This window comes from Nonomuraea sp. bgisy101, assembly GCF_057708945.1.
On sequence record NZ_JBYITD010000015.1, the window covers coordinates 219,228 to 241,851 of the forward strand.

The window sequence follows — 22,624 nt, forward strand, 5'->3', positions numbered from 1 at the left end:
GGTCTCGAACCGCACGGCGGACGCGGCCCTGCTGGGGTCGGCGCGAGCATCGCTCAGCACATCGTCGTGATGACCGCGCCGCCAGCCGACCCGTCACCCGGTCACCGATCGCGGTGGTCAGGTGCCGACGTAGGCCGCGAGGTGCTCGCCGGTGAGGGTGGAGCGGGCGGCGACCAGATCGGCCGGTGTGCCCTCGAAGACGATCCGGCCGCCGTCGTGGCCCGCGCCGGGACCGAGGTCGATGATCCAGTCGGCGTGCGCCATGACCGCCTGGTGATGCTCGATGACGATGACGGACTTGCCGGAGTCGACGAGCCGGTCGAGCAGGCCGAGCAGCTGCTCGACGTCGGCCAGGTGCAGCCCGGTGGTCGGCTCGTCGAGGACGTAGACGCCGCCCTTGTCGGCCATGTGGGTGGCCAGCTTGAGCCGCTGCCGCTCGCCGCCGGACAGCGTGGTCAGCGGCTGACCGAGGCTGAGGTAGCCGAGCCCGACGTCGGCGAGCCGGCCGAGGATGGCGTGCGCGGCCGGCGTGCGCGCCTCGCCGGCGCCGAAGAACTCCTGGGCCTCGGTCACCGACATCGCGAGCACCTCACTGATGTCGCGACCGCCGAAGTGGTAGTCCAGCACCGAGGCCTGGAACCGCTTGCCCTCGCACTCCTCGCAGGGGGTGTCGACACCGGCCATCATCCCCAGGTCCATGTAGATGACGCCGGCGCCGTTGCAGTTGGGGCAGGCGCCCTCGGAGTTGGCGCTGAACAGCGCCGGCTTCACGCCGTTGGCCTTGGCGAACGCCTTGCGGATCGGATCGAGCAGTCCGGTGTACGTCGCCGGGTTGCTGCGTCGCGAGCCGCGGATGGGCGCCTGGTCGACCGAGACGACACCCGCGGAGGCGGGGATCGAGCCGTGGATCAGCGAGCTCTTGCCGGAGCCTGCGACGCCGGTGACGACGCAGAGGACGCCGAGCGGGATGTCGACGTCGACGTCCTGGAGGTTGTGGCGGCCGGCGCCGCGGATCTCCAGCGTGCCCTTGGGCGTCCGCACCGTCTCCTTGAGGGCGGCCCGGTCGTCGAGGTGGCGGCCGGTGATGGTGCCGCTGGCCCGCAGGCCCTCGAGGGTCCCCTCGTAGCAGATGGTGCCGCCCGCCGTACCGGCTCCTGGGCCCAGGTCGACGACGTGGTCGGCGATCGCGATCGCCTCTGGCTTGTGCTCGACGACGAGCACCGTGTTGCCCTTGTCCCGCAGCCGCAGCAGCAGGTCGTTCATCCGCTGGATGTCATGGGGGTGCAGGCCGATGGTGGGCTCGTCGAAGACGTAGGTCACGTCGGTGAGCGCGGAGCCGAGGTGGCGGATCATCTTGGTGCGCTGCGCCTCGCCGCCCGACAGCGTGCCCGCGGGCCGCTCGAGCGAGAGGTAGCCCAGCCCGATCTCCACGAACGATTCGAGGGTGTGCAGCAGCTTGGCGAGCAACGGCGCCACCGACGGCTCGTCGAGGCCGCGGACCCATTCGGCGAGGTCGGAGATCTGCATCGCGCAGGCGTCGGCGATGTTGACGCCCTTGATCCGAGACGAGCGGGACTCCTCGCTGAGCCGGCTGCCGTCGCACTCGGGACAGGTGGCGAAGGTGACCGCCCGTTCCACGAACGCCCGGATGTGCGGCTGCATCGCCTCCTTGTCCTTGGAGAGGAACGACTTCTGGATCTTCGGGATGAGCCCCTCGTAGGTGAGGTTGACGCCGTCGACCTTGACCTTGACCGGCTCCTTGTAGAGGAAGTCGTTGAGCTCCCTCTTGGTGTAGTCGCGGATCGGCTTGTTCGGGTCGACGAATCCCGACTCGGCGTAGACCCGCACCGTCCAGAAGCTGTCGGACTTCCAGCCGGGAATGGTGAACGCGCCCTCGGCGAGCGACTTGGAGTCGTCGTAGAGCTGGGCGAGGTCGATATCGGAGACCCTGCCCCGGCCCTCGCAGCGCAGACACATGCCTCCGGTGATGCTGAAGTCGCGACGCTCCTTCACGGTCCGTCCGCCGCGCTCCAGAGTGACCGCGCCCGCTCCACTGATCGAGGCGACGTTGAAGGAGAACGCCTGGGGCGAGCCGATGTGCGGCTGCCCCAGGCGGCTGAAGAGGATGCGCAGCATCGCGTTGGCGTCGGTGGCGGTGCCGACCGTGGAGCGGGGGTCGGCGCCCATCCGCTGCTGGTCGACGATGATCGCGGTCGTCAGCCCGTCGAGTACGTCGACCTCGGGCCGCGCCAGCGTCGGCATGAAGCCCTGCACGAAGGCGCTGTAGGTCTCGTTGATCAGCCGCTGCGACTCCGCGGCGATCGTGCTGAACACCAGAGAGCTCTTGCCCGAGCCGGAGACGCCGGTGAACACCGTCAGCCGGCGCTTCGGGAGCTCGATGCTGACGTCCTTGAGGTTGTTCACGCGCGCGCCGTGCACGCGGATCAGATCGTGGCTGTCGGCTACGTGCTGCGCAGGCGACTGCGTGTCCGTCCTCGTGGCCATGCTCATCGTGTCTCCCTCTGTTACGCGGGCCGCCTTCGCGGTCTCTGTCGGCGTCGCCTCGCTCGATCTAACCAGCTCCAGCAGCATGTCTGGGTTTCCGGTATCGGCGCGGTCACGGCAACGGTCCCCTGTCTACCTGATCGGCGGCACCGGCCGGGATGCCGCGGCGCCTCTTCCGGCGCAACCGGCGGTACGGCCCACCGTGCGCCGAGGCACCGGCCGTCCAGACCCCTTGGTCGTGGTTGAGCCGATGCCCGGTATCGCGACGAGGAGGGGCACGCACTGCTCGTCAAGCGACGCGGGGACGCCGCCGTCGATCGTGCTGCACGGTGCCGTCTGCGCAACTCAGCGCACCTGGTTGATGCGGATCAGGTTGCCTGCGGGATCGCGGACGGCGCAGTCGCGAACGCCGTACGGCTGGTCGGTCGGTTCCTGGACGATCTCGGCGCCGCCGGCCTGCAGCCGCGCGAAGGTGTCGTCGAGGTCGGGTGTGGCCAGGACGATGCCGGCGTAGGTGCCCTTGGCCATCATCTCGACGATGGTGCGGCGCTCGTCGTCGGTGACGCCGGGATCGGCCGCCGGCGGCTCCAGGACGATGGAGGTGCCGGGCTGGTCGGCGGGGCCGACGGTGATCCAGCGCATCCCGTCGTATCCAACGTCGTTGCGGACCTCGAAGCCCAGGGCGTCGCGGTAGAAGGCCAGGCAGGCGTCCGGGTCGTCGTGCGGCAGGAAGCTCGCGTGAATGGTGATGTCCATGCCGATCACGCTAGGCGCGGCTCGGGGCCGGCGCTTCTCGATTCCTGACCGGTCTGGTCACCTGTTTCGCCACGCAGGACGGCATCCCCGCCGTCGTGCGTGCCGCCTGGCGGCGGTAGACGCTGGGCGGCACGCCGACCAACTCGGTGAAGCGGGTGCTGAAGGTGCCCAGCGACGAGCAGCCGACCGCGAAACAGACCTCGGTGACGCTGAGGTCGCCGCGTCGCAGCAGCGCCATCGCGCGCTCGATGCGGCGCGTCATCAGATAGCCGTAGGGCGATTCGCCGTAGGCGCGCCGGAACTCGCGGCTGAGGTGCCCGGCCGACATGTGCGCGCCGCGGGCGAGCGCCTCGACGTCCAGCGGCTGCGCGTACTCCCGGTCGATCCGGTCGCGGACGCGGCGCAGCCGCGCGAGATCGCGCAGGTGCTGTGCCGTGGCGGGTTTGCTGCTCACCTGCGAAATCGTGCCACGTCGCGCCGGAGTTGCCCAGCGCCGCCGGCGTCCCGCAGCGGTGACCTGCTCCAAGGTCACATTCACTTAGCGTAGTACAAACATTACCTTCCGCTTGCACGTGTCCTCCGTGCTGTGCTGACGTGGGGGCGTGACCTCATGTCAGGACCGGGTGGTCCACGAGCTGCGCACGCTGATGGATCGCGGCATCGCCGCCGAGCACCTCGGCGCCGCGATTTCCGCGGCCATCGCGCCCTGGGTGAGTCACGACGCGCTGCGCCTGGTGGGCACCAGCCCGGCGACGGGGCTCGGGCAGGGCTCGTTCAGCTTCTGGCACCAGTACGAACGCGAACTCGCCGCGACCCTGCTCGTGCACCGCCGTACCCACGGCGACCCCTGCCGGCCTTCGTCGCTGGCGCGGCGGCAGGTGCCGGTCGCGGTCGCCGGCGCCGACGAGGGGGCGCGGCGGGCCTTCGCGGCCTGCGGCGCTTCCTGCGAGTTGCGGCTGCTCCTGCGCGACAGCCGCGGCGTGTGGGGTCTGCTCGGGCTGGTACGGGCCCACGACGCCCGCCCCTTCACCGGCGACGACCTGCACAGGGCGACGCTGCTCGGCCCTGCTCTGGTGACCGTGTTGCGCCGGTACGTCACCGCGGGCCCGCTGGCGCCCACCATGGACGCGCTGCCCGCCGGGGTGATCGTCGTCGGCCCCGACCACACGATCCGTACCGTGACGCCGCAGGCACAGGCGTGGCTCGACCGGCTGCGCTGCCCTGACAGGCACGGCAAGCATGCATGGCTGGCGGACACGTTCGTGACGGCCCTGGCGATGGACGCCGGCGAGCACGTCCGCAGCGCGGACGGCGCCCGGCCGCTCATCTGCGCCCCCGCGGCCCGCTATGGCCGCTGGCTCGCCGTCGAGGGCCAAGCCCTGGACGAGGAAGGCACGGGCGACGTGGCCGTGGTCATCCAGTCGGCCGCGGGCGGGCTGATGCTGCCCTCGTTCTGCGACTGGTACGCGATCACGCCGCGCGAGCGCCGCGTACTGGATCTGCTGTGCAGGGGAGCCGCGCCGAAGCAGATCGCGCGGCTGCTCGGCCTGTCCGCGCACACGGTGAACGACCACCTGAAGGCGGTGTTCCGCAAGACCGGCGCGGCCGGCAGGGACGAGCTCATGGCCGCGTTCACCACCTGAACGCCATCCCCAACACTGGGGGGCTGTCCAGGCCCCGGCCTCACTCGACCATGAAGGAGTTCGCACCGCTCACAGGAGAGGCACACCCGTGACAAGCATCTCAACCCCCGCCCGCCGCCAAGTCGAGAGCTTCCTGGAGTTCTCCGACCATGTGGGAGGTCTGTCCGAGGCAGACATACTGGCTCTGCTCCGCGAGCAGGGCATCACCACGCTGGAGGCACTGGTCAGCAAGGCGGTCGGCGCGCCCCGCTCCTCCCCGTCCGTCAAGATGGACGCCGCCCAGGCGCTGAGCCGGCCCAGGGCTGCCACCACGCAGCCCCTCACCCACCCGGCTCCTGCCATGGCGGTGGTCGTGGACGGCGTCGAGCACGATCCCCATGACCTGTCGCGGTTCGACGGCCGTCCGCTGACCTACATCTACGGCCCAGAGCGACTGACCGCGCTCACCGACGACAGCGCGCTCAACGGCGCGCTGTGGGCTGCCTCGCAACTGCGCTCGGCCGCGGCCGAGCGCGACCCGCGCCCCGCGACGCAGGGCCAGGTCCAGATGTTCGAGCACGTGGAGTACGCCGGAGACTGGTTCTGGTGTGCGGCCCGGCAGGGGCACAACGACCTGACCAGCGTCTACCATGGCCCGCTCCACCTGCACGACTGGAACGACGTCATCAGCTCCATCGGCGGCACGAACTGCGCCGTCCGCTACTACGAGCACATCAACTTCGGCGGCAGCTCCCTGTTCGTCACGCCTTTCTCCGACATTCCCACCCTCGTCCCCAGCGGCTGGAACGACCGCATCTCCTCCGTCTGGAACCTCGGCTGACCCCCGCACCACGGGCCTAGGGGAAGACCGGGCCGGTAGCGGGCCTGGCAGCGCCGCAGGGGCAGGACGGATCACCGCCACTCCGTCGTCAGACAACCCGTCGCTGTCTGACAGACTTCTGGCCGTGGCTAACGCGAGTGGACGAGTGCGCGTCGGCATCCTCGGTTCCCTGGCGCTGGACACCGCTACCGGCCCGACGCCGGTCGGGGGCGCGCGGCTGCGGGCGTTGCTGGCCCGGCTGGTGCTGGACGCCGGGCGTGCCGTCCGGCCGGCGACCTTGGTCGAGGCGCTGTGGGGCGAGGCGGCGCCGGCCGACCACCTGCACGCGCTGCAATCGCTGGTGTCCCGGCTGCGCCGCGTCCTGGGCGACCCCGAGCTGATCACCTCGGGCCCGGCCGGGTATCGGCTGGCCGTCGAGCCGGACGCGGTCGACGCCGTCCGGTTCGAGCAGCTGGCCCGCGCGGGTCGGCGCTCGCACGCGCAGTCCCGGCCCGCCGAGGCCGCCGCCACCTTGCGCGAGGCCCTGAGCCTGTGGCGCGGCCCCGCCTTGGCGGACGTGCGCGAGGCACCGTTCGCCGCCGCCGAGGCCGAACGGCTCGAGCGGGCCCGGCTGGCCACCCTGGAGGACCGGGTCGAAGCCGAGCTCGCGCTGGGCGCCGACCGTGACCTGGTCGCCGAGCTCGAGTCGCTGACGCTCGCGCACCCGTTGCGCGAGCGGCTGCACGCCCAGCTGATCCGAGCTCTGGCGCTGAACGGCCGCGGCACCGAGGCGCTGGCCGCCTACCAGCGCATCCGCGGCCTGCTGGCGGACAGTTTCGGCAGCGACCCCGGCCCGCAGCTCCAGGAGGCCCACCTGGCGGTGTTGCGCGGTGAGCTGCCCCGGTCCCGCCGATCGCACGGCAACCTGGACGTCCCGCTCACCAGCTTCGTGGGCCGCGACGACGACGTCCGCCGCGTGGTCGACCTGCTCGGTCGAGTTCGGCTGGTCACCCTGGTCGGTCCCGGAGGGGCGGGCAAGACCCGGCTGGCCAACACCATCGGCCGCCGGCTTTCGCCCTCCGGCGGGGTGTGGTTCGTCCCGCTGGCCCCGGTCGGCGCGGACGACGTGCCCCGCGCGGTGCTCGACCTGTTGCGGGGGCGTGAGGAGGGCGTGCCGCCGCGGCATGTCACCCCGGACGAGATCCTGGACCACCTGGTCGAAACTCTCGCGGACGACGACCTGGTGCTGGTGCTGGACAACTGCGAGCACGTGATCGAGGCCGCCGCGACGCTCGCCGGGGCCCTGCTCGGCCGGTGCCCGAGGCTGCGGGTGCTGACCACCAGCAGGGAACCCTTGCGGATCGACGGCGAGACCTCGCACCCGGTGCTCCCGCTGGAGCTGCCCGAACCGGGGTCGACGGCCGAGCGGGCCCGCGCCTGCGCGGCGGTCCGGCTGTTCCATGACCGGGCCGCCGCGGTGCGGCCGGGTTTCACTCTGGATGGCAGCGCGCTGACGGCGGCGGTGGAGATCTGCCGTCGCCTGGACGGCCTGCCGCTGGCGATCGAGCTGGCCGCGGCACGGTTGCGCGCCCTGCCGGTCGAGGCGGTCGCGGCACGGCTGGACGACCGCTTCCGGCTGCTCACAGGGGGCAGCCGCACCGCGTTGCCGCGGCACCGGACCTTGCGCGCGGCGGTGGCCTGGAGCTGGGACCTGCTCGACGCCGACGAGCGAGCGCTGCTGGAGAGCCTGTCGGTCGTGCCCGGCACCTTCACCGAGGACGCGGCGGAGGCGATCGGCCGGTCGGGCGACATTCGGGAGTTGCTGACGGCGCTGGTCGACAAGTCCCTGCTGCACCTGGCGGAGTCTGCCGACCCGCTCGAGCCGCGCTACCGCGTGCTGGAGACCATCCGGGAGTACGGCCTCGAGCGACTGGCTCTGCGTGACGAGGTCGACGTCGTACGAGGGCGGCATGCCGGGTTCTTTCTTCAGCTGGCCGAGACCGCGGACCCGTACCTGCGCACGTCCGACCAACTGCGCTGGCTGGTCCGCCTGTCCGCGGAACGGGACAACCTGTCGGCCGCGATCCGCTGGGCGGTCGAGTCCGGCGACGCCGACCTGGCGGTACGGCTCGGCGTCGCGCTGTGCTGGTTCTGGTTCCTGCGGGATTACCCGCCGGAGTCGCTGAACCTGCTGGGCCGGGTGCTCCAGGCTCGCGGCTCGACCGAGCCGCAGGCACGCGCGCTGGTGGTCGCCGCGCACGCGCTCGCCACCACTGAGGCCATCAGCCGGCCGGAGGAGGCGGAAGCGGCCTTCGACCGGATCAGGAAGGCGCTGGAGTGCGTCGACCCCGGAACCCATCCCATCCTGCAGATGGCCCGGCTGGCGCTGGCCGTGGGCTCAGGACCCGATCGGGTCGCACCGGAGATGCTCAGGTCCCCGGACGAGCCGACGGATCCCTGGAGCCGGTCGTTGGCTCTGCTGGCGCAAGGCGTGCTGACCATGAACAGCGGGCAGGCCGCCGAGGCGACGCGCTCGCTGTCGCGCGCGCTGACCGGCTTCGAGGGACTCGGCGAGCGGTGGGGCCTGGCGACCACGCTGAGCACCCTGAGTGCGGCGTTGCAGCGGGCCGGCGACCCGGCCGCCACGCCTGCGCTGGCCGAGCGGGCCGGCCGCTACTTCCAGGAGCTCGGCATGCCCGAGCACACGATGGAGAGCGAGGTGGCGGCCGCACTGCACCTGGCCCAGGCCGGCGACGTGGATGGCGGGCGGCGGCAGCTGACGGAGTTGCTCGGCCAGGTAGAGCGGACCGGGTCGGCGGAGTCGCAGGCTCAGGTGTGCCTGGGCTTGGCGCGACTGGAATGGTGGGCCGGGCGGCTTGGGCCGGCCCGCGAACACGCCCGGCTCGGCCTGGCCGAGGCACCGCCCGGCCGGTCGACCCCGCACCTGGCCGCGTTGCTGCTGGGCGTGCTCGCCCAGGTGGACGTCGCGGAGGGTTGCCCGGACAAGGCGGTACGCCGGCTCGACCACCCGGCGGTGCACCTGACGCTGACCTGGCATACGCCGGTCGCGGCCTCGATCGCGGTCGTGGTCGCCGCGATCGAGCTGTGCCGCGATCGGCCGGAGCGGGCGGGGCGGCTGCTCGGGGTCGCCACCGTACTGCGGGGCTGGGACGACCGCGGCGACGTCGACGTGCGGACGATCACACAGCGGGCAACGGCGGCCATGGGCGCCGCCGGGTTCGCGACCGCGCACGCCACGGGTGCGGCGATGTCGCGTGCCGAGGCCGAAGACCTGGTGTCCGCGATCATCACCGCGCCCGTGGCCGGCCGCGCCGGTCAGCCGGCGTGAGCCGCGTTCGGCACGGGCTTGCCGAACATCGTGCAGGTCACGGCCATCTGGAGCGCCTGGGCGGCCTTGGCGATCTTCGGGTCGGCCTCGAACTCGGCCCACATCTCCGTCGAGATGAGGACGGTCGCCGAGCGGCCGCCGGTGCGGTCGGTGAGGGTGGTGGTGAGGTAGCCGGGCATGCCGCCGTCGTGACCCCAGAACGTGCCGCATGGGTGGGTACCGGTCTGGATGCCCAGGCCGTAGCCGGGCCCGTCCGGGTGCTGTGAGTCCACCGGCACGGTGGCGCGCATCTGTGCCAGCTGGGCTGCGGGCAGCAGCCTGCCGGACATCAACGCGGTGGCGAACCGGGACCAGTCCTGCGTGGTGGACACCACCGCCCCGGCCGCCCCGCCCCACCCCGGGCTGTTGTCGGAGACGTCCACGTGACCGTGGTGGCGCGCCCCGGCGAGGCGCCCGAACTCGGCCGGCACACCCGGCGGCATGTGGGCGGCATCCGGTTCGTAGCCGTGGGCGTGGGGGCCACGCCAGGCGGCGTCCGTGGCGTAGTAGGTGTGCTTGAGGTTGAGCGGCCGGGCGATCCGGTCCCGGAGCAGGTCGGCCAGGCTCGCCCCGGTGACCCGCTCCAGGACGGCGCCGAGCGCGGCGTAGTTGGTGTTGCTGTACGACCACTTCGTGCCCGGCGCGAACAGCGGATCATGCTTCACCCCTACGGCGAGCAGCTTCGCCGAGGTCCACCGCCGCCGATCCCTTCCGAGCATCGACGGCCGGAGCGCGGCGTCGTCGGTGTAGTCGAACAGGCCGCTGGTGTGGTTCAGCAGCATGCGCAACGTGATCGCCTTGCCGCCCGGCACCTTGCCCGGCAGCCACTTGTCCACCGGGTCGGTCAGGGCGAGCTTGCCCTCGGCGACCAGTTGCAGCACGAGCGTGGCCGTCATGGTCTTGGTGTTGGATCCCATCCGGAACTCGTCCCCTGCCTTGAGCAGGTGATCCCGTCTGGTCCAGGCGGCCTGCTCGGCGATCTCGACCGGCCGGCCGCGGCCGTCGTCGACCCGCACGATCACGCCGGGCGCCCCGGCCTCCACCAGCTTCCGCGCCAACTGCTGTAGCTGAGCGCGCTGCGCCGTGGCGCCGCTGTCGGCGTACGGTGCGGCGGTCACGGCAGCCGGGAACGCCGCGGCCGCGGCAAGACTCACGGCCAGCGCCGAAGCTGTGACCATGCGCAGCCGTGGCCGCGCCGCACGATCCGACGAAAGAACACGTTGGGACATTGACCCGTTCCTCTGGATGCTAGGTAAGGCGGACGACCTCACCCTCCAACCCGCCGCTCACAAACCGCACACAGCACGCTGTCAGCCGCCTGACCGGTGTCGCCCTGGCCCAGCACGCCATCGCCACCACCGTGGGGACGTCATGGTCGAAGTCCCGGGTCATCAGTCCAGGAGTGATCCGACCACGTCGAGGCCTCGCCCGAAGTGGCTGCTAGCGTGTGCTCGTGCCGAAAACAGACAAGGTGCGCCGTCGCTGAGAGCGGCGGCGCAAAACCCCAGTTCTCGCCGTCGCTCCTGACCCGTGGCCAGGAGCGCCTTCGTGGCGCTCGGATTCCCCTTGTTCCGGAGCGCAGCCTTGTTCGCCTTGTCTCTTCGTCAACGTCGGCGTGTCCTTGTCGCCGACCTCATCTCCACCGCGGTGTTCCCGCTCGCCATCACCGGCGCGACAGCAGCCGTGCCCGATGTGACCGCGCAGTTGCCCGGGGCGGACGCCCTGGGGCCGTGGATCGTCCTCGCCTACAACGGGCTCTTCGCCGCGGCCCTCCTGCTGGCCGGGGCGACAGCGGATCGTACCGCCCGCACCCGGTTCTTCGCCGTCGGCAACATCGTCGTCGCTGCCACCGGGTTCTTGTCCGCCCTCGCTCCGGACCTGTCGTCTCTGGTGGCCCTTCGTGTGGTCGCCGGCGTCGGAGCGGCCATGTGCGCGGCCGGTGGATCGTCGATGGTCCTGGCCGTGTACCCGCCGGAAGAGCGGCGTCGGGTGTACGGCTACGCGGGCGCCGTACTGGGCAGCAGTCTGGCGTTGGGGCCGGTCGTCGCCCAGGCCCTCATGGCCGTCGGAGGCTGGCCCCTCGTCTTCGTCGCGCCGGGGGCTGTCGCCGCCGTCGCGGCCTTGGCCACGCTCGGGCTTCCGGGCCTTCGCAGCGCCGAGGTGCCCGAGAACTTCGATTTCGCCGGTGCTGTCCTCTTCGGCGTGACCATCGCCGCCACGGTGACCGCCTTCGGGCTGGGCCTTGGCACCGGCGTCCCGTGGTGGGGGCCGGGCGCACTCATCCTCGTCGCGGCAGGCAGCGCCGCCTGGCTCGTCCGCGTGGAACGGCGTGCGTTCGATCCCGCGATCCCGGTGGACCTGTTGCGGATCCCCGCCTATCGGGCATACGCCTTGGCGACGGGCGCCTTCATGGGGATGCTCGTGGTGGGATTGACGGTGCTCCCGCAACTCGGCTCCGCCCAGAGCCTGGGCCCAGGCGAGGCAGCGGTCATGCTCAGCCTGCTGACCGTGCCATCGACGCTCCTTCCGCTTCTTGCCGCTCGGCTCGCGCGCCGGCTGGCACGGCAGTTGGTGACAACCGCGCTGTTCGCCTGCACCGTCACCGCCGTCATCCTCCAGGCGACCCACGATCGTGCCGCTCTTCTCGTCGCGGCCGGGGTCCTCGGGCTGTGTCTTGGGTTGACCGAAGGCGTCCCGGACGGGCAGGCGCTCAAGTACGTCCCCTCCCAGCGCGGAGGGGCGGGCGCCGCACTGTTCAGCACGACGCGGATGAGTGTGGAAACACTCATCCTGGCGACTGCCACCGGAATGATGGCAGCTCTCGGCCCCTCATCCGGCATGGCAGTCGCTGGAGCCGTGTGCCTTGCCGCCGCTCTCGTCGTCCAGCAAGCCGTCCCGTCCCGCGAGGCGTAGGCGGCCATCCCACGCGGTCAGCGGAGGGACGTTTCATCTCCACCAGTTCTGAGGGCATGGCGGTACAGATTCGGGGCCCACTACATCGCGTCCGGTCGCGGCGACCCGAGTGGAGGGCCAACGCCACCCCTCGATCGCCGACGTCTACCGGATCCTGACCGAGGCTGCGGCCGGCGATGGGGCCTCCAGTGTGCCTGTTTGACCTGGTGCGATGTCTTCCCCTGATTTGGAGCCACAGCCGGGCACGGGTACCCTGGGGGGTATGGAGTTGACGGAATCAATGGTTGGCGATGCCGCGGTGCGGCTGCGTCGTGCTCACGGGCAACTCGCCGGAGTGATTGCGATGATCGAGGCGGGCGAGGACTGCGTCAAGGTGCTCACGCAGCTGGCGGCCGTTTCCAAGGCGCTGGACCGGGCCGGATTCAAGATCGTCGCCAGCGGACTGCGGCACTGCCAGGACGCCCAGAACCGGGGCGAGCAGCCGCCCATGGCGATGGAGGAGCTGGAAAAGCTCTTCCTCGCCCTGGCCTGACCCCCTCTCCCGAACCCCTGCTCGCACTCCGGCCTGCCCCCAGGGCCGCTCCTTCGACATGGCGCGCCGATCGTTGGCGCGCCCCAAGGCACATACTCATGACCCCGCTATACCCCCAGGGGTACTTGTCTCTGATGCATACCCCCGGGGGTAGTTGACATGTGAGAGGATTGACATGGAGATCATCACGTTCCGTACGCCCGGGCTGGGCGACCAGAGTTACCTGCTCGCCCACGAAGGCAAGGGCGTGCTCGTGGACCCGCAGCGCGACATCGGCCGATTCCTGGCCGCCGCCACCGAGCGGGATCTCGAGCTGCGGTTCGTGCTGGAGACCCACCTGCACAACGACTACGTCTCCGGCGCCGAGCAGGCCGCATCGCGTACCGGCGCCGAGCTGGTGCTGCCCGCCGCCGCAGCGGCTGCCTATCCGTACACGCCCGCCTTCCATCTGGAGGACCTGGCCGCCGGCGGCGGCCTGAGCATCCGGCCGGTGCACACGCCCGGCCACACCCCCGAGCACACCAGCTACCTGGTGCTGATCGACCAAAAGCCGGTGGCGGTCTTCTCCGGCGGTAGCCTCCTGGTGGCCTCCGCGGGCCGTCCCGACCTGCTTGGGCCCGAGCGAGCCCCCACCTTGGCCCGGCTCCAGTACGGCTCCCTGCACCGGCTGGCCGCGCTGCCGCGCGACGTGGGCCTGTACCCGACCCACGGCGAGGGATCGTTCTGCACCACGACCGGCGCCGGCCGCTACACCTCCACCATCGGCGCCGAACAGGACGGCAACCCGCTGCTCGCCCTGCCCACCGCCGCCGCGCTCGTTGACGAACTACTGGCCGAGCCCATGCCCATCCCCGCCTTCTACGCGTACATGGGCCCCGCCAACACTCTCGGCGTCCCGCCCGCGCCCGGCCTGGACCTGCCCGAGATCACGGTGGCCGACCTGACCGACGAGGTGCACGTACTCGACATCCGGCCGCGGACCGCGCAGGCCGCCGGGTTCCTGCCTGGCTCGATCGGCATCGAGCTCGCTGAGGACTTCGGCAGCTGGGCAGGCTGGCTACTGCCGTACGGCGAGCCGATCGTCCTGGTGGCCGAGCCCGGCCAGGACGTCGCCGACGCCCGCACCCAGCTCACCAGGATCGGCCTCGACGACGTGCGCGGCGTCATCGGCGACCTCGGCACGGCCGCCACCGCCCGCTTCGAGCTGGCCGAACTGCCGGCGTTCCTGAGCCGGATGCCCGGCGCCCAGGTCCTGGACGTGCGCATGCCCAGCGAACGCCGCACCGCCTCACTGCCCGGCGCGATCGAGCGCTTCCTGCCCGACCTGCTCACCGACGGCATCCCCGCCGAACTGGATCCGGACCGGCCGGTCCTGGTGACCTGCGGCTCCGGCCGCCGCGCCGCCATCGCCGCCACCATCCTGACCCGCCACGGCTACGAGCCCGTCGTGCTCACCGGAGCCGGAGCCCCTCACGTTGCCGCCGCGGTGGCCGCCTGAACTGTCCTGATCGTCCGAACGGAGAACCTTCTTGACCACCATCGACGTGGCCACCACCCGTGCCATGACCGCCACCGCGACCGGCGTCCTGCTTCTGGACGTGCGCACCCCTGCCGAGTTCGAGACCGCGCACATCGACGGCGCCGTCAACGTGCCCCTGGACCGGCTGCAGAGCCACCTGCCCCAGCTCACTGAGGCCGCGCCCGGCCAGGTCGTGCTCATCTGCCAGTCCGGAGCCCGGGCGAGCACCGCGCACGCCGCCCTGTCCAGAGCAGAGTTGTCCACGTCAGTGGTCATGACCGGCGGCATGAACGCCTGGATCGCGGCCGGTGCGCCCGTCGTCCGCGGCCGGCAGCGCTGGGGTCTGGAACGACAGGTTCGTCTCGTGGCCGGTCTGCTGGTCCTCGTCTCGGTCCTGCTGAGCGTCCTGACGCCGTGGAGCTTGCTCGTCACCGCGTTCGTCGGGGCCGGACTGGCCTACGCCGGGGCGAGCGACACCTGCATGATGGGGCTGCTGCTGGCCCGGCTGCCGTACAACCGGGCCGCCGCGAGCGACCCTGCCGCCGCGCTCGCGCAGGCCTGTCGCCGATGACGACGTCGTGGTGGCCGTACGCATGCTGCGCGGTCCGGAGTCCGGTGGCGGCGCCTGCCGTACCGAAACGGGCCGGATCAACCGCCGCCGCTGCCTGCCACGCACGCTCGCAGCGGGCGCCGGAGTAGGACTCATGACCGGAGTGCTCGGCGTCGGCGGCGGGTTCGCCGTCGTGCCCGCACTCAGCCTGCTGCTCGGCCTGACCGCCACCGAGGCCGCACCCGCCGCGGCGGACCTGTCCTGACGCCGGGCGTGCCCTGCTGTCGTACGGGCGGGCCGAGTACCTCTTCAAACAGGCCGCCAAGCGCTACGACCCGGCAGGCGAAGGGTTCAGTCGAACTACGCGGAGCTACCTGGCGGCTGGGGACGCGTTCGGGAGAGGACCCCCTTGTCGCCGGTACTTGCCGGGTGCGATGCCGTACTCACGCTTGAAGGCGTTGGCGAAGGCGAACTCCGAGGCGTAGCCGACCTGCCGGGCCACCGTGCTCAGGGGCGCGTCGGAGTCGCGCAGCAGTCGTTGCGCGATGATCATCCGCCACCAGGTCAGGTAGGTGAGCGGTGGCCGGCCGACCAGGGCGGTGAACCGGCGGGCGAACGCCGTCCGGGACAACCCACCTCGCGTTCCCAACTCCTCGACCGTCCAGTGCCGGGCTGGGTGGCGGTGGATGCCGCTCAGCGCCGCGATGATCGCCGGGTCGCTCAGCGCCGCGGCCCAGCCGGTGCTCGTGCCCTGCTCGGGCTGGTCGGAGAACCAGGCCCGCAGAATGTACAGCAAGAGTACGTCGAGAAGAGCCGGCACGGCGGCGTCCGCGCCGATGCGGGCGTCCTCCAGCTCGGCGCCGAGGAGGTCGACGGCGGCGCGGAGCTCGGGACGGTGACCAACCCGGGCCGGCAGGTGAACGATCTCGGGAAGGTCGTTCAGAAGCGGATGCGCGAGCGCGGCGTCGAACTGGTACGCGCCGCACAGGGTCACGCTGGGCGTGCCTGAGTCCTGCCCTGCCGCGTCTGGCGGGAACTCCTCGCGTTGCCCGAAGTAGAGGCCGTCCTCGCTGGGGATGCAGAAGGGTTCGGTCAGAGGGCTGGAAGGACTGTCGGCCAGCGCGTGATCGATCGCCCGGGGAAGGAACACCACGTCCCCTGGGCTGAGCGCGATCGGTGCGCCGTCGGAGGGGAGCAGCCAGCACGTTCCCTGGAGGACCACGTGGAAGGCGGCCCCCGGGGAGGGCGGATAGCGCCGCCCCCACGGGGCGTGTCGTCGCACGCGCGCGGAAACGGGGCGACCGACGCGCATGACCGCGATCACGTCACTGAGCACATCCATGACGACAACCTATCGCCATCGTGCAGGTATCGGGACGATGGCGCATGAATAGAGGATCCTCAAGCATTGAGCGTACCTCAGCAGCCTCCCTAGGGTCGTATGCGTTCCCTCTGTCGCATCAGGAGACAACACATATGCCCCAGAGCTCGCGCTGGCGCGCGTTCGCCGTGCTCAGCGCCGTACAACTGATGATCATCATTGATTCCAGCATCGTGTACGTGGCGCTGCCCGCCATCCAGACCCACCTCGGCTTCTCTCCCGCGGGTTTGGCTTGGGTCGTGAACGCCTACATGATCGCCTTCGGCGGCCTGCTGCTGCTGTCCGGGCGGCTGGGCGACCTGATCGGCCGCAAGCGCATGTTCGTCATCGGCCTGAGTACCTTCACCGTGGCCTCGCTGCTGTGCGGCCTGGCAGTGAGCCAGGAGATGCTCGTCGCCGCCCGGTTCGTCCAAGGGGCCGGCGGGGCGATGGCCTCCGCAGTGGTCATGGGCATCATCGTGACGATCTTCCAGGAACCGCGGGAACTGGCCAAGGCGATCGGCGCGATCGGGTTCGTCGCGGCCGCCGGCGGGGCGGTCGGCGGCACCGCCGGGGGGCTCCTCACCCAGGCCGCCGGCTGGTCCTGGATCTTCTTCGTCAACGTTCCCATCGGGGTCGTGGCCGCGGTGCTGGCCGTTCGCCTGCTGGCCGCTGACCGCGGGCTCGGCCTCGCCGCGGGAGCCGACGTCGCGGGCGCCTTCCTGGTCACCGCGGGCCTGATGGTCGGCGTCTACACCATCGTCAAGGTCGAGGAGCATGGCTGGGGATCGGCGCGCACGCTCGGCCTCGGCGCACTGTCCATCGTCCTGCTCGCGGCGTTCGCCGCGCGCCAGGCCAGTGCCAGGAGCCCGCTGATGCCGCTGCGGGTCTTCCGCTCACGCGACCTCACGGGCGCCAACCTCGTCCAAGTGCTGATGGTGGGCGCCATGTCCGGATTTCAGTTCCTCGCTGTCTTGTACATGCAGCGGGTCCTGGGGTACGGCGCGGCCGAGACGAGCCTGGCGGGACTGCCCGTCGCGCTGGCGCTTGCGGTCGTCTCGCTCGGCCTGTCCGCACGGTTGAACACGCGGTTCGGCCCGCGTGCCGTACTGCCGGCGGGTCTCACGCTCCTCACGGCCGCGCTGGCGCTGTTCATCCGTGCCCCGGTGGACGGCGGATACGTGGTCGACGTCCTGCCGTCCATGGTGCTGCTCGGCGTGGGCGCGGGCCTGGCGATGCCCGCGGTGATGACGCTGGCCATGACAGGTGTACGGCCCAGCGACGCCGGGCTCGCCTCCGGACTGGCCGGGACGGGAGCGCAGGTGGGCGGCGCGCTCGGCCTGGCGGCCCTGGCCGCGCTGGCGTCCGGACGCACCGCAGGGCTGACCGCCGGCGGACAGAGCGCCGTCTCCGGGCTGAACGCCGGCTATCACCTGGCGTTCGGCGTCGGTGCGGGCCTCCTCGTCACCGCCGTCATCGTCGGTCTCATCATGCTGCGCTCCGAGCCCGCAGGGCCGCCGCAGGCCGCCCCGGTCGACGAGGCCGCGAACGCCATCCAGTCCTGACCCGACCGAGCATCGAAAGAGAAGGAACCCGTGATCAAGGTAGCGATCATCATCGGCAGCACGCGCCCGGGACGCAACGGGGAGGCCGTCGCTCGGTGGGTTTACGACCTCGCGGTCAAGCGCGACGACGCCGAGTTCGAACTGGTAGACCTCAAGGACTTCGACCTGCCGCATCTGGATGAGGTGATGCCGGCGGCGATGGGTCGGTACAGTCATCCACATACCCGCGCATGGGCCGCGAAGATCGCTTCCTTTGACGCCTACGTGTTCGTGACGCCCGAGTACAACCACTCGACCTCCGGGGCGTTGAAGAACGCCATCGACTTCCTGTACGCCGAGTGGAACAACAAGGCGGCCGGGTTCGTCAGCTACGGCAGCAACGGCGGGACCCGCGCGGTGGAGCACCTGCGGCTGGTGATGGGCGAACCCCAGGTCGCGGACGTGCGCGCCCAAGTCGCGCTGTCGTTGTTCACCGACTTCGAGAACTTCAGCGTCCTCAATCCGTCGGCCCAGCAGGAGGACGCGGCCACCGCCATGCTGGACCAGGTCGTCGCCTGGGGCCAGGCGCTGTGCCCACTGCGCAAGTAAGCGTGTTGTCGGCTCAAGCATCTGCGCGAGGTCCGCCCGTACCGGTGGTCAGCCCTCATAAGCCCAGAATCCACATTCTGGCGGGGTGAGCCGGGAGGCGTGTGCGATGACGTCGGTCGAACCCCCGATGAGCGCGCTCCTGCCCGCATTCGCCGGAGTTCTGCTGGCTGTCACCGAGATGTCCATGCAGATCCGCCCGCGGATACAGGCCTGTCGGTATGGCCGGCCCCACCAGCCGCCATCTGCGACATTCCAGCAGATCAACAGGGGTGTGGGATGATTGTGGCGAGTGGTCGCGGCCGCGCTGTCAGATGAGGACCGGGTCTACTCCGTCGCCTCCGTCGAAGCGGAAGGGCGACAGGGGGGTTGCTGTGCCCCCAGATCCCGACTCGCTCGCCTTGCCACCAGCGCGGATGCGCTGGAGGCAAGGTCTGAGCTAACCCACAGGACTAGTCGCCCTCGACAGGCGCGGACGCGTCGTCGCCGGGGATGTGCTTACTCCTGCAGGACGGACAGGGCTCGGGATGGGCACAAGGTGACGGCGTGGCGTGCCTGTGCGGCGCTCTGGTCTTCGGGGTGATCGGTCAGCAGGACCACAATGCCGTCGTCGTCCTGGTCGAAGACGGCCGGCTCGGTCAGGACGCATTGGCCGGAGCCGACGCAGAGGTCGGTGTCGGCTTTGATCCGCATCATGGTCCTGCTCACCAGGTGACCGGGAGCTCGTGAACGCCGTAGATGACGGCGTCGTTCTTGAACGGCAGGTCCTCGGCCGGTGCGGCGAGCCGCAGGGTGGGGATGCGGCGGAAGAGCGTGTCGAAGACGATCTGCAGTTCCATCCGGGCCAGGTTCTGGCCGAGGCACTGGTGCGGGCCGAAGCCGAAGGCGAGGTGGTGGCGGGCCCCGCGCTCGACATCCAGTTCGGCCGGGTCCTTGAACGCCGCCGGGTCCCAGTTGGCCGACAGGCCGGAGACGATGACGCCGTCGCCGGCCTTGATGCTCGCCCCGCCGATCTGCACGTCTTCGGTGGCCAGCCGGGAGGTGACCCCGTCGGCGATGGTGAAGTAGCGCAGCAGCTCCTCCACGGCCATGGGCGTCCTGCCTGGGTCGCCCTTGATCAGGGCCAGTTGCTCCGGGTGGGTGAGCAGCCCGACCACGCCGAGCGAGATCATGTTCGCCGTGGTCTCGTGTCCGGCGGTCAGCAGCAGGAAGGCCAGGCTCACCAGGCCCGCGTGGTCGACGGCGCCCTCCTGGCGTTGCCGGGCGATCTGCCGGCCGAACAGGTCGTCGCCGGGGTCGGACTCCTTGCGGGTGACCAGGTCGTCGATGTAGGCGCGCAGTTCGGCGAAGGCTCGCTGGCGGTCTTCCAGCGAGGTCCGGCGCACCATCATGGTGGTGCGGCTTTGGAAGAAGTCGTGGTCGGTGTAGGGGACGCCGAGCAGTTCGCAGATCACCAGTGAGGGCACCGGCAGGGACAGCGCCTGCACCAGGTCGACCGGCTGCTGGTCGGTGGCCAGCATGTCGTCGATGAAGTGGTCGACGATGTCCTGGATCCGCGGGCGCAGCGCGGCCAGCCGCTTGACGGTGAACTCGCCGATCACCGGACGGCGGGCCGCGGAGTGTTCCGCGCCGTCCATGCCGAGCATCAACGGCGGCTGGCTGCGGAGCTGCTGCAGGGTCGCCGCATCGAGGGTGAAGAGCGGGAAGCCGTCCTTGCGCTTGTCGGAGGAGAAGCGGCCGTCGGCAAGGATGGCACGGGCCTCCTCGTGCCCGGACACCCACCACGCTTCGCCGCCGCTGGTCAGGCTGACCTTGTTGATCGGTGCCTGCTCGCGCAGCCGTTCGTAGGCGGCGGGCGGGGCGAACGGGCAGCCACGCTCGACCGGCAGTTCCAGGCCGGCGAGTTCGCCGGCGACGTTCTTCGTCATGGATGACCTCCCAGTAATAGATCTGGCGGAGTTTGTTGTGCTTGTGGCGGCCTTCGGTGGCGTGATCGACACTGTTGGCGCTGGCTTCACGGCCTGACGGGCCGTCCTGCGCAGGCTGGGGTCGGCCGTCAGCTTTTCCGGGTTGCGGATGCGTAGGCGAGTCCGGTGATGCGGCCGTCTTCAGAAAGTCCTGCCGTGACAGTGGCGGCACGGCGTGCGCGCAGGGTGCTGGCCAGGCACAGCAGGAGACCGAGCGCGAGCCAGATCACCAGGACGACAGTGGGGCGGGTGCCGCCGTGACCTTCGAAGAAGGCGGTGGAGCGCAACAACTGGCCACCCGCTCCCGGTGGCAGCAGCTGGCCGAGTGTGCCGGACCAGCCGGGCAGCATCTCGGGTGCGGTCGAAATGCCTGACAGGGGGTTGCCGATGAGCATCATGGCGACGGCGCCGAGACCGAAGCCGACGGCCCCGAGCAGTGCCTCCAGCCCGAGGATGCTCAGGGAGGTGGCTGCGATGGTCAGGGCGATGGCGCTGCTGTTGGCCCAGTAAGTGCCGTTGAGCGAGCCGAGCCAGAACTGCAGGATCGCTGCCGCGGCCAGGCCGCCGGTGATGGCGAAGGCGAGTGCTCCTGTGACTCGGCGGGCGGTGCCGCGGACGAGTCTGGTCAGCAGTAGCGCAGCGAGCAGGCCGGCCATGACCAGGGGAAGGGCTCCGGCGGCCAGGCCGGCGCCGCGCGTGTCGTCGGCTGGTAGGGCGGCGAGGTCGCGGATCGCGACTGCGGCGCCGGCGGTCTGTGCCTGCGCCTGACTGAGCGCGGTCGCGACGCCGTGCAGGGTCTGGGCGATCGCTCCGCTGGCGGCGGAGGCGATGATGACCTGCGGGGCGCCGGAGCTGACGTCGATCGCCCCGTACACCTCCCGGTCGCGGATCAACCGTTCGGCGGCCGCGGTGTCGGCTACCTCGGTGGTCTCGAAGCCGCCCGGCAGACGTTTGCCGAGGGCGGCGCTGACCTCCTTGACTGCGGCGGCCGGCCCGGCGACGGCGATCGGCACATCGTGTACCGATGAGCGCACCGACGGCCAGGCGAAGGCGGTGAGCAGCACACCGGTGATCGCCGTGAGCAGGATGACTGCCCTCGCCACCGTCGACCAGGGTGACGGTGGTGTGTCGGCTGCCAGCGAGGCCTGAACGGCCATGTCTACTCCTCGAAGGGAACGTTTGCGTGCTTACGTGGTGACGGAGCGGGCCGGCACGCTCTTGTGCCGATGAGCGGATGCCTTCGCTCGGTACGCTCCGCGCTCTGGCGATGTCGTGATCACGGCGCGGCGGCCGAAGGATCACTTCAGCGTGAGGGGGGTCTCGGATGCGATGCGGGTCAGCTTCTGCGGGTTGCGGACGTAGTAGAGGCCGGTGATGCGGGCGTCCTCGACACGGGCTGCTATGACGCCGTCGATCTCGCCGTCCACGCGGAGAACGAGTGCGGGGTTGCCGTTGACCACAGTGGGCTCGCCGGTGAGCGCGACTTGTGCCTTGCCGAGCCCGCTGACGATCATGCGGGCCACCCTGTCGGCGCCGATGATCGGCCGCGGCGCGGCCTGCTTGACGCCGCCGCCGTCGCTCACCAGCACGACCTCAGGGGCGAGCACATCAAGGAGACCCTGCAGGTCCCTGGTTTCGAGCGCGCGCTGGAAGGACTCAACAGCCGCCCGGGTCTGGCCGGAGGAGACCGTCTCGCGAGGGCGGCGGGCATCGACGTGCCGGCGGGCGCGGTGGGCGATCTGGCGCACGGTCGCCGGGGTCTTGCCGACGGCGGCCGCGATCTCGTCGTAGCCGACGTCGAAGACCTCGCGCAGCACGAAGACGGCGCGCTCGGTCGGCGACAGCGTCTCCAGCACGAGCATCAGCGCCATCGACACGCTCTCGGCGAGTTCGACGTCCTCGGCCACGTCCGGCGTGGTGAGCAGCGGCTCGGGCAGCCAGGGGCCGACGTAGGCCTCCTTGCGGCGTTTCATGGTGCGCAGCCGGTCGAGCGAGCGCCGGGTGGTGATCCGGACCAGGTAGGCGCGCTGGTCGCGCACCTGCTCCACGTCGACCTTGACCCAGCGCAGCCAGGTCTCTTGCAGGACGTCCTCGGCGTCGGCCGCCGAGCCGAGCATCTCGTAGGCGACGGTGAACAGCAGGTTCCGGTGGGCGAGGAATGTCTCGGTCGCCTCGGTGGCGCAGTCCATCCGGCCGTCACCAGCCATCGGCTCAGTTGTGCCCGTCGTTGCATTCCTGAGCTCGTTCATACCTGGCTCCTGTTCACCTTCAACTCCTGCTCAACGCACAAGACGCCGGCCCGCACCGCTGTGTGACACCTCATGATCGGTGGCGTACGTCACATGACGGCGCTGTCACAAAGTTCGGGGCGCCGGCGCCTCATTGCCGTCAGGACGCCGCTCGAACGATCCGCGCGGCACACGACTCCGCGAGTGATCGCCTTGGCCCGTTGCGTGGTGACCGCCGAGCACCCGCCCCGCCGCACAAAGAACGGAAGACATCATGGGCAAGGTCTGGTTCGACCCGCGGCCTGGGCCGCGAC

General features: G+C 70.8%; 19 protein-coding genes. 10 read left to right on the forward strand and 9 right to left on the reverse strand.

Translation table 11 applies throughout. The features are described 5' to 3' along the window. Positions 1-117 precede the first annotated feature (117 nt). The 3 genes from AC3EO4_RS27990 to AC3EO4_RS28000 form a co-directional block, all read right to left on the reverse strand. A complete protein-coding gene (locus AC3EO4_RS27990) occupies positions 118-2,511 on the reverse strand; it encodes an ATP-binding cassette domain-containing protein (protein ID WP_431898542.1) in 2,394 nt (797 codons plus the stop codon). A 339-nt stretch (positions 2,512-2,850) separates the two neighbouring features. After that, positions 2,851-3,261 (reverse strand): VOC family protein, encoded by a 411-nt coding sequence (locus AC3EO4_RS27995; RefSeq protein WP_379580587.1) that lies wholly within the window; start codon positions 3,259-3,261, stop codon positions 2,851-2,853. A 10-nt stretch (positions 3,262-3,271) separates the two neighbouring features. Beyond that, positions 3,272-3,724 carry a helix-turn-helix transcriptional regulator gene (locus tag AC3EO4_RS28000; protein ID WP_379580787.1) on the reverse strand — a complete coding sequence of 151 codons (453 nt, stop codon included), beginning with the start codon at positions 3,722-3,724 and terminating at the stop codon, positions 3,272-3,274. 139 nt (positions 3,725-3,863) lie between these two features. Here AC3EO4_RS28000 and AC3EO4_RS28005 point away from each other — a divergent pair, with 139 nt between their 5' ends. The 3 genes from AC3EO4_RS28005 to AC3EO4_RS28015 all read left to right on the forward strand — a co-directional run bounded on the left by AC3EO4_RS28005 (position 3,864) and on the right by AC3EO4_RS28015 (position 9,052). Continuing rightward, positions 3,864-4,904: a helix-turn-helix transcriptional regulator gene (locus tag AC3EO4_RS28005; RefSeq protein ID WP_379580589.1), complete on the forward strand. Its 1,041-nt coding sequence runs from the start codon at positions 3,864-3,866 to the stop codon at positions 4,902-4,904. Positions 4,905-4,992: 88 nt separating this feature from the next. After that, complete coding sequence (locus tag AC3EO4_RS28010; RefSeq protein ID WP_431898543.1) at positions 4,993-5,724, forward strand: beta/gamma crystallin family protein; 732 nt, start codon at positions 4,993-4,995, stop codon at positions 5,722-5,724. Between the two features lie 124 nt (positions 5,725-5,848). Beyond that, on the forward strand, positions 5,849-9,052 hold the full coding sequence (locus AC3EO4_RS28015; RefSeq protein WP_431898544.1) for an AfsR/SARP family transcriptional regulator: 3,204 nt from the start codon (positions 5,849-5,851) through the stop codon (positions 9,050-9,052). Here AC3EO4_RS28015 and AC3EO4_RS28020 read toward each other — a convergent pair. Continuing rightward, on the reverse strand, positions 9,040-10,269 hold the full coding sequence (locus AC3EO4_RS28020; protein WP_431898545.1) for a serine hydrolase domain-containing protein: 1,230 nt from the start codon (positions 10,267-10,269) through the stop codon (positions 9,040-9,042). The two genes, AC3EO4_RS28015 and AC3EO4_RS28020, sit on opposite strands and share 13 nt — an antisense overlap. A 370-nt stretch (positions 10,270-10,639) precedes the next feature. Between AC3EO4_RS28020 and AC3EO4_RS28025 the strand changes: the two genes are divergently transcribed. The 5 genes from AC3EO4_RS28025 (at position 10,640) to AC3EO4_RS28045 (ending at position 14,870) form a co-directional block, all read left to right on the forward strand. After that, positions 10,640-12,004, forward strand: a complete 1,365-nt coding sequence (locus AC3EO4_RS28025; protein WP_431898546.1) for an MFS transporter — start codon at positions 10,640-10,642, stop codon at positions 12,002-12,004. Positions 12,005-12,266: 262 nt separating this feature from the next. Next, the gene (locus AC3EO4_RS28030) at positions 12,267-12,536 is read left to right on the forward strand and encodes a metal-sensitive transcriptional regulator (RefSeq protein WP_379580599.1); all 270 of its coding nucleotides are present in this window, start codon (positions 12,267-12,269) and stop codon (positions 12,534-12,536) included. Positions 12,537-12,711: 175 nt separating this feature from the next. After that, positions 12,712-14,034: an MBL fold metallo-hydrolase gene (locus tag AC3EO4_RS28035; protein ID WP_431898547.1), complete on the forward strand. Its 1,323-nt coding sequence runs from the start codon at positions 12,712-12,714 to the stop codon at positions 14,032-14,034. Between the two features lie 31 nt (positions 14,035-14,065). Beyond that, on the forward strand, positions 14,066-14,626 hold the full coding sequence (locus AC3EO4_RS28040; protein WP_379580603.1) for a rhodanese-like domain-containing protein: 561 nt from the start codon (positions 14,066-14,068) through the stop codon (positions 14,624-14,626). A 10-nt stretch (positions 14,627-14,636) separates the two neighbouring features. Next, positions 14,637-14,870 carry a TSUP family transporter gene (locus AC3EO4_RS28045; RefSeq protein WP_431898563.1) on the forward strand — a complete coding sequence of 78 codons (234 nt, stop codon included), beginning with the start codon at positions 14,637-14,639 and terminating at the stop codon, positions 14,868-14,870. 105 nt (positions 14,871-14,975) lie between these two features. Here the strand turns inward: AC3EO4_RS28045 and AC3EO4_RS28050 are convergent, their stop codons facing one another. Continuing rightward, complete coding sequence (locus tag AC3EO4_RS28050; RefSeq protein ID WP_431898548.1) at positions 14,976-15,947, reverse strand: AraC family transcriptional regulator; 972 nt, start codon at positions 15,945-15,947, stop codon at positions 14,976-14,978. A gap of 134 nt (positions 15,948-16,081) precedes the next feature. Between AC3EO4_RS28050 and AC3EO4_RS28055 the strand changes: the two genes are divergently transcribed. Continuing rightward, positions 16,082-17,530, forward strand: coding sequence for an MFS transporter (locus tag AC3EO4_RS28055; protein WP_431898549.1), 1,449 nt, complete (start codon positions 16,082-16,084; stop codon positions 17,528-17,530). A 30-nt stretch (positions 17,531-17,560) separates the two neighbouring features. Beyond that, positions 17,561-18,118 carry an NADPH-dependent FMN reductase gene (locus AC3EO4_RS28060; protein ID WP_431898550.1) on the forward strand — a complete coding sequence of 186 codons (558 nt, stop codon included), beginning with the start codon at positions 17,561-17,563 and terminating at the stop codon, positions 18,116-18,118. A gap of 495 nt (positions 18,119-18,613) precedes the next feature. Here the strand turns inward: AC3EO4_RS28060 and AC3EO4_RS28065 are convergent, their stop codons facing one another. The 4 genes from AC3EO4_RS28065 to AC3EO4_RS28080 all read right to left on the reverse strand — a co-directional run bounded on the left by AC3EO4_RS28065 (position 18,614) and on the right by AC3EO4_RS28080 (position 22,289). Next, positions 18,614-18,823, reverse strand: coding sequence for a ferredoxin (locus tag AC3EO4_RS28065; protein WP_431898551.1), 210 nt, complete (start codon positions 18,821-18,823; stop codon positions 18,614-18,616). After that, entirely contained in the window at positions 18,820-20,043 is a 1,224-nt protein-coding gene (locus AC3EO4_RS28070) for a cytochrome P450 (RefSeq protein ID WP_431898552.1), read from the reverse strand. Before AC3EO4_RS28070 ends, AC3EO4_RS28065 begins: the two co-directional genes overlap by 4 nt. A 128-nt stretch (positions 20,044-20,171) precedes the next feature. Further along, entirely contained in the window at positions 20,172-21,239 is a 1,068-nt protein-coding gene (locus AC3EO4_RS28075) for a hypothetical protein (protein WP_431898553.1), read from the reverse strand. A gap of 141 nt (positions 21,240-21,380) precedes the next feature. Then, complete coding sequence (locus AC3EO4_RS28080; protein WP_431898554.1) at positions 21,381-22,289, reverse strand: RNA polymerase sigma-70 factor; 909 nt, start codon at positions 22,287-22,289, stop codon at positions 21,381-21,383. Between the last annotated feature and the right edge of the window lie 335 nt (positions 22,290-22,624).

Bases quoted from the DNA above. Each gene is read 5' to 3' on its own strand.
- AC3EO4_RS28035 (WP_431898547.1), top strand. From the start codon at position 12,712: ATGGAGATCATCACGTTCCGTACGCCCGGGCTGGGCGACCAGAGTTAC.
- AC3EO4_RS28075 (WP_431898553.1), bottom strand. From the start codon at position 21,239: ATGGCCGTTCAGGCCTCGCTGGCAGCCGACACACCACCGTCACCCTGG.
- AC3EO4_RS28030 (WP_379580599.1), top strand. From the start codon at position 12,267: ATGGAGTTGACGGAATCAATGGTTGGCGATGCCGCGGTGCGGCTGCGT.
- AC3EO4_RS28080 (WP_431898554.1), bottom strand. From the start codon at position 22,289: ATGGCTGGTGACGGCCGGATGGACTGCGCCACCGAGGCGACCGAGACA.
- AC3EO4_RS28070 (WP_431898552.1), bottom strand. From the start codon at position 20,043: ATGACGAAGAACGTCGCCGGCGAACTCGCCGGCCTGGAACTGCCGGTC.
- AC3EO4_RS28020 (WP_431898545.1), bottom strand. From the start codon at position 10,269: ATGGTCACAGCTTCGGCGCTGGCCGTGAGTCTTGCCGCGGCCGCGGCG.
- AC3EO4_RS27990 (WP_431898542.1), bottom strand. From the start codon at position 2,511: ATGAGCATGGCCACGAGGACGGACACGCAGTCGCCTGCGCAGCACGTA.
- AC3EO4_RS28055 (WP_431898549.1), top strand. From the start codon at position 16,082: ATGCCCCAGAGCTCGCGCTGGCGCGCGTTCGCCGTGCTCAGCGCCGTA.
- AC3EO4_RS28050 (WP_431898548.1), bottom strand. From the start codon at position 15,947: ATGGATGTGCTCAGTGACGTGATCGCGGTCATGCGCGTCGGTCGCCCC.
- AC3EO4_RS27995 (WP_379580587.1), bottom strand. From the start codon at position 3,261: ATGGACATCACCATTCACGCGAGCTTCCTGCCGCACGACGACCCGGAC.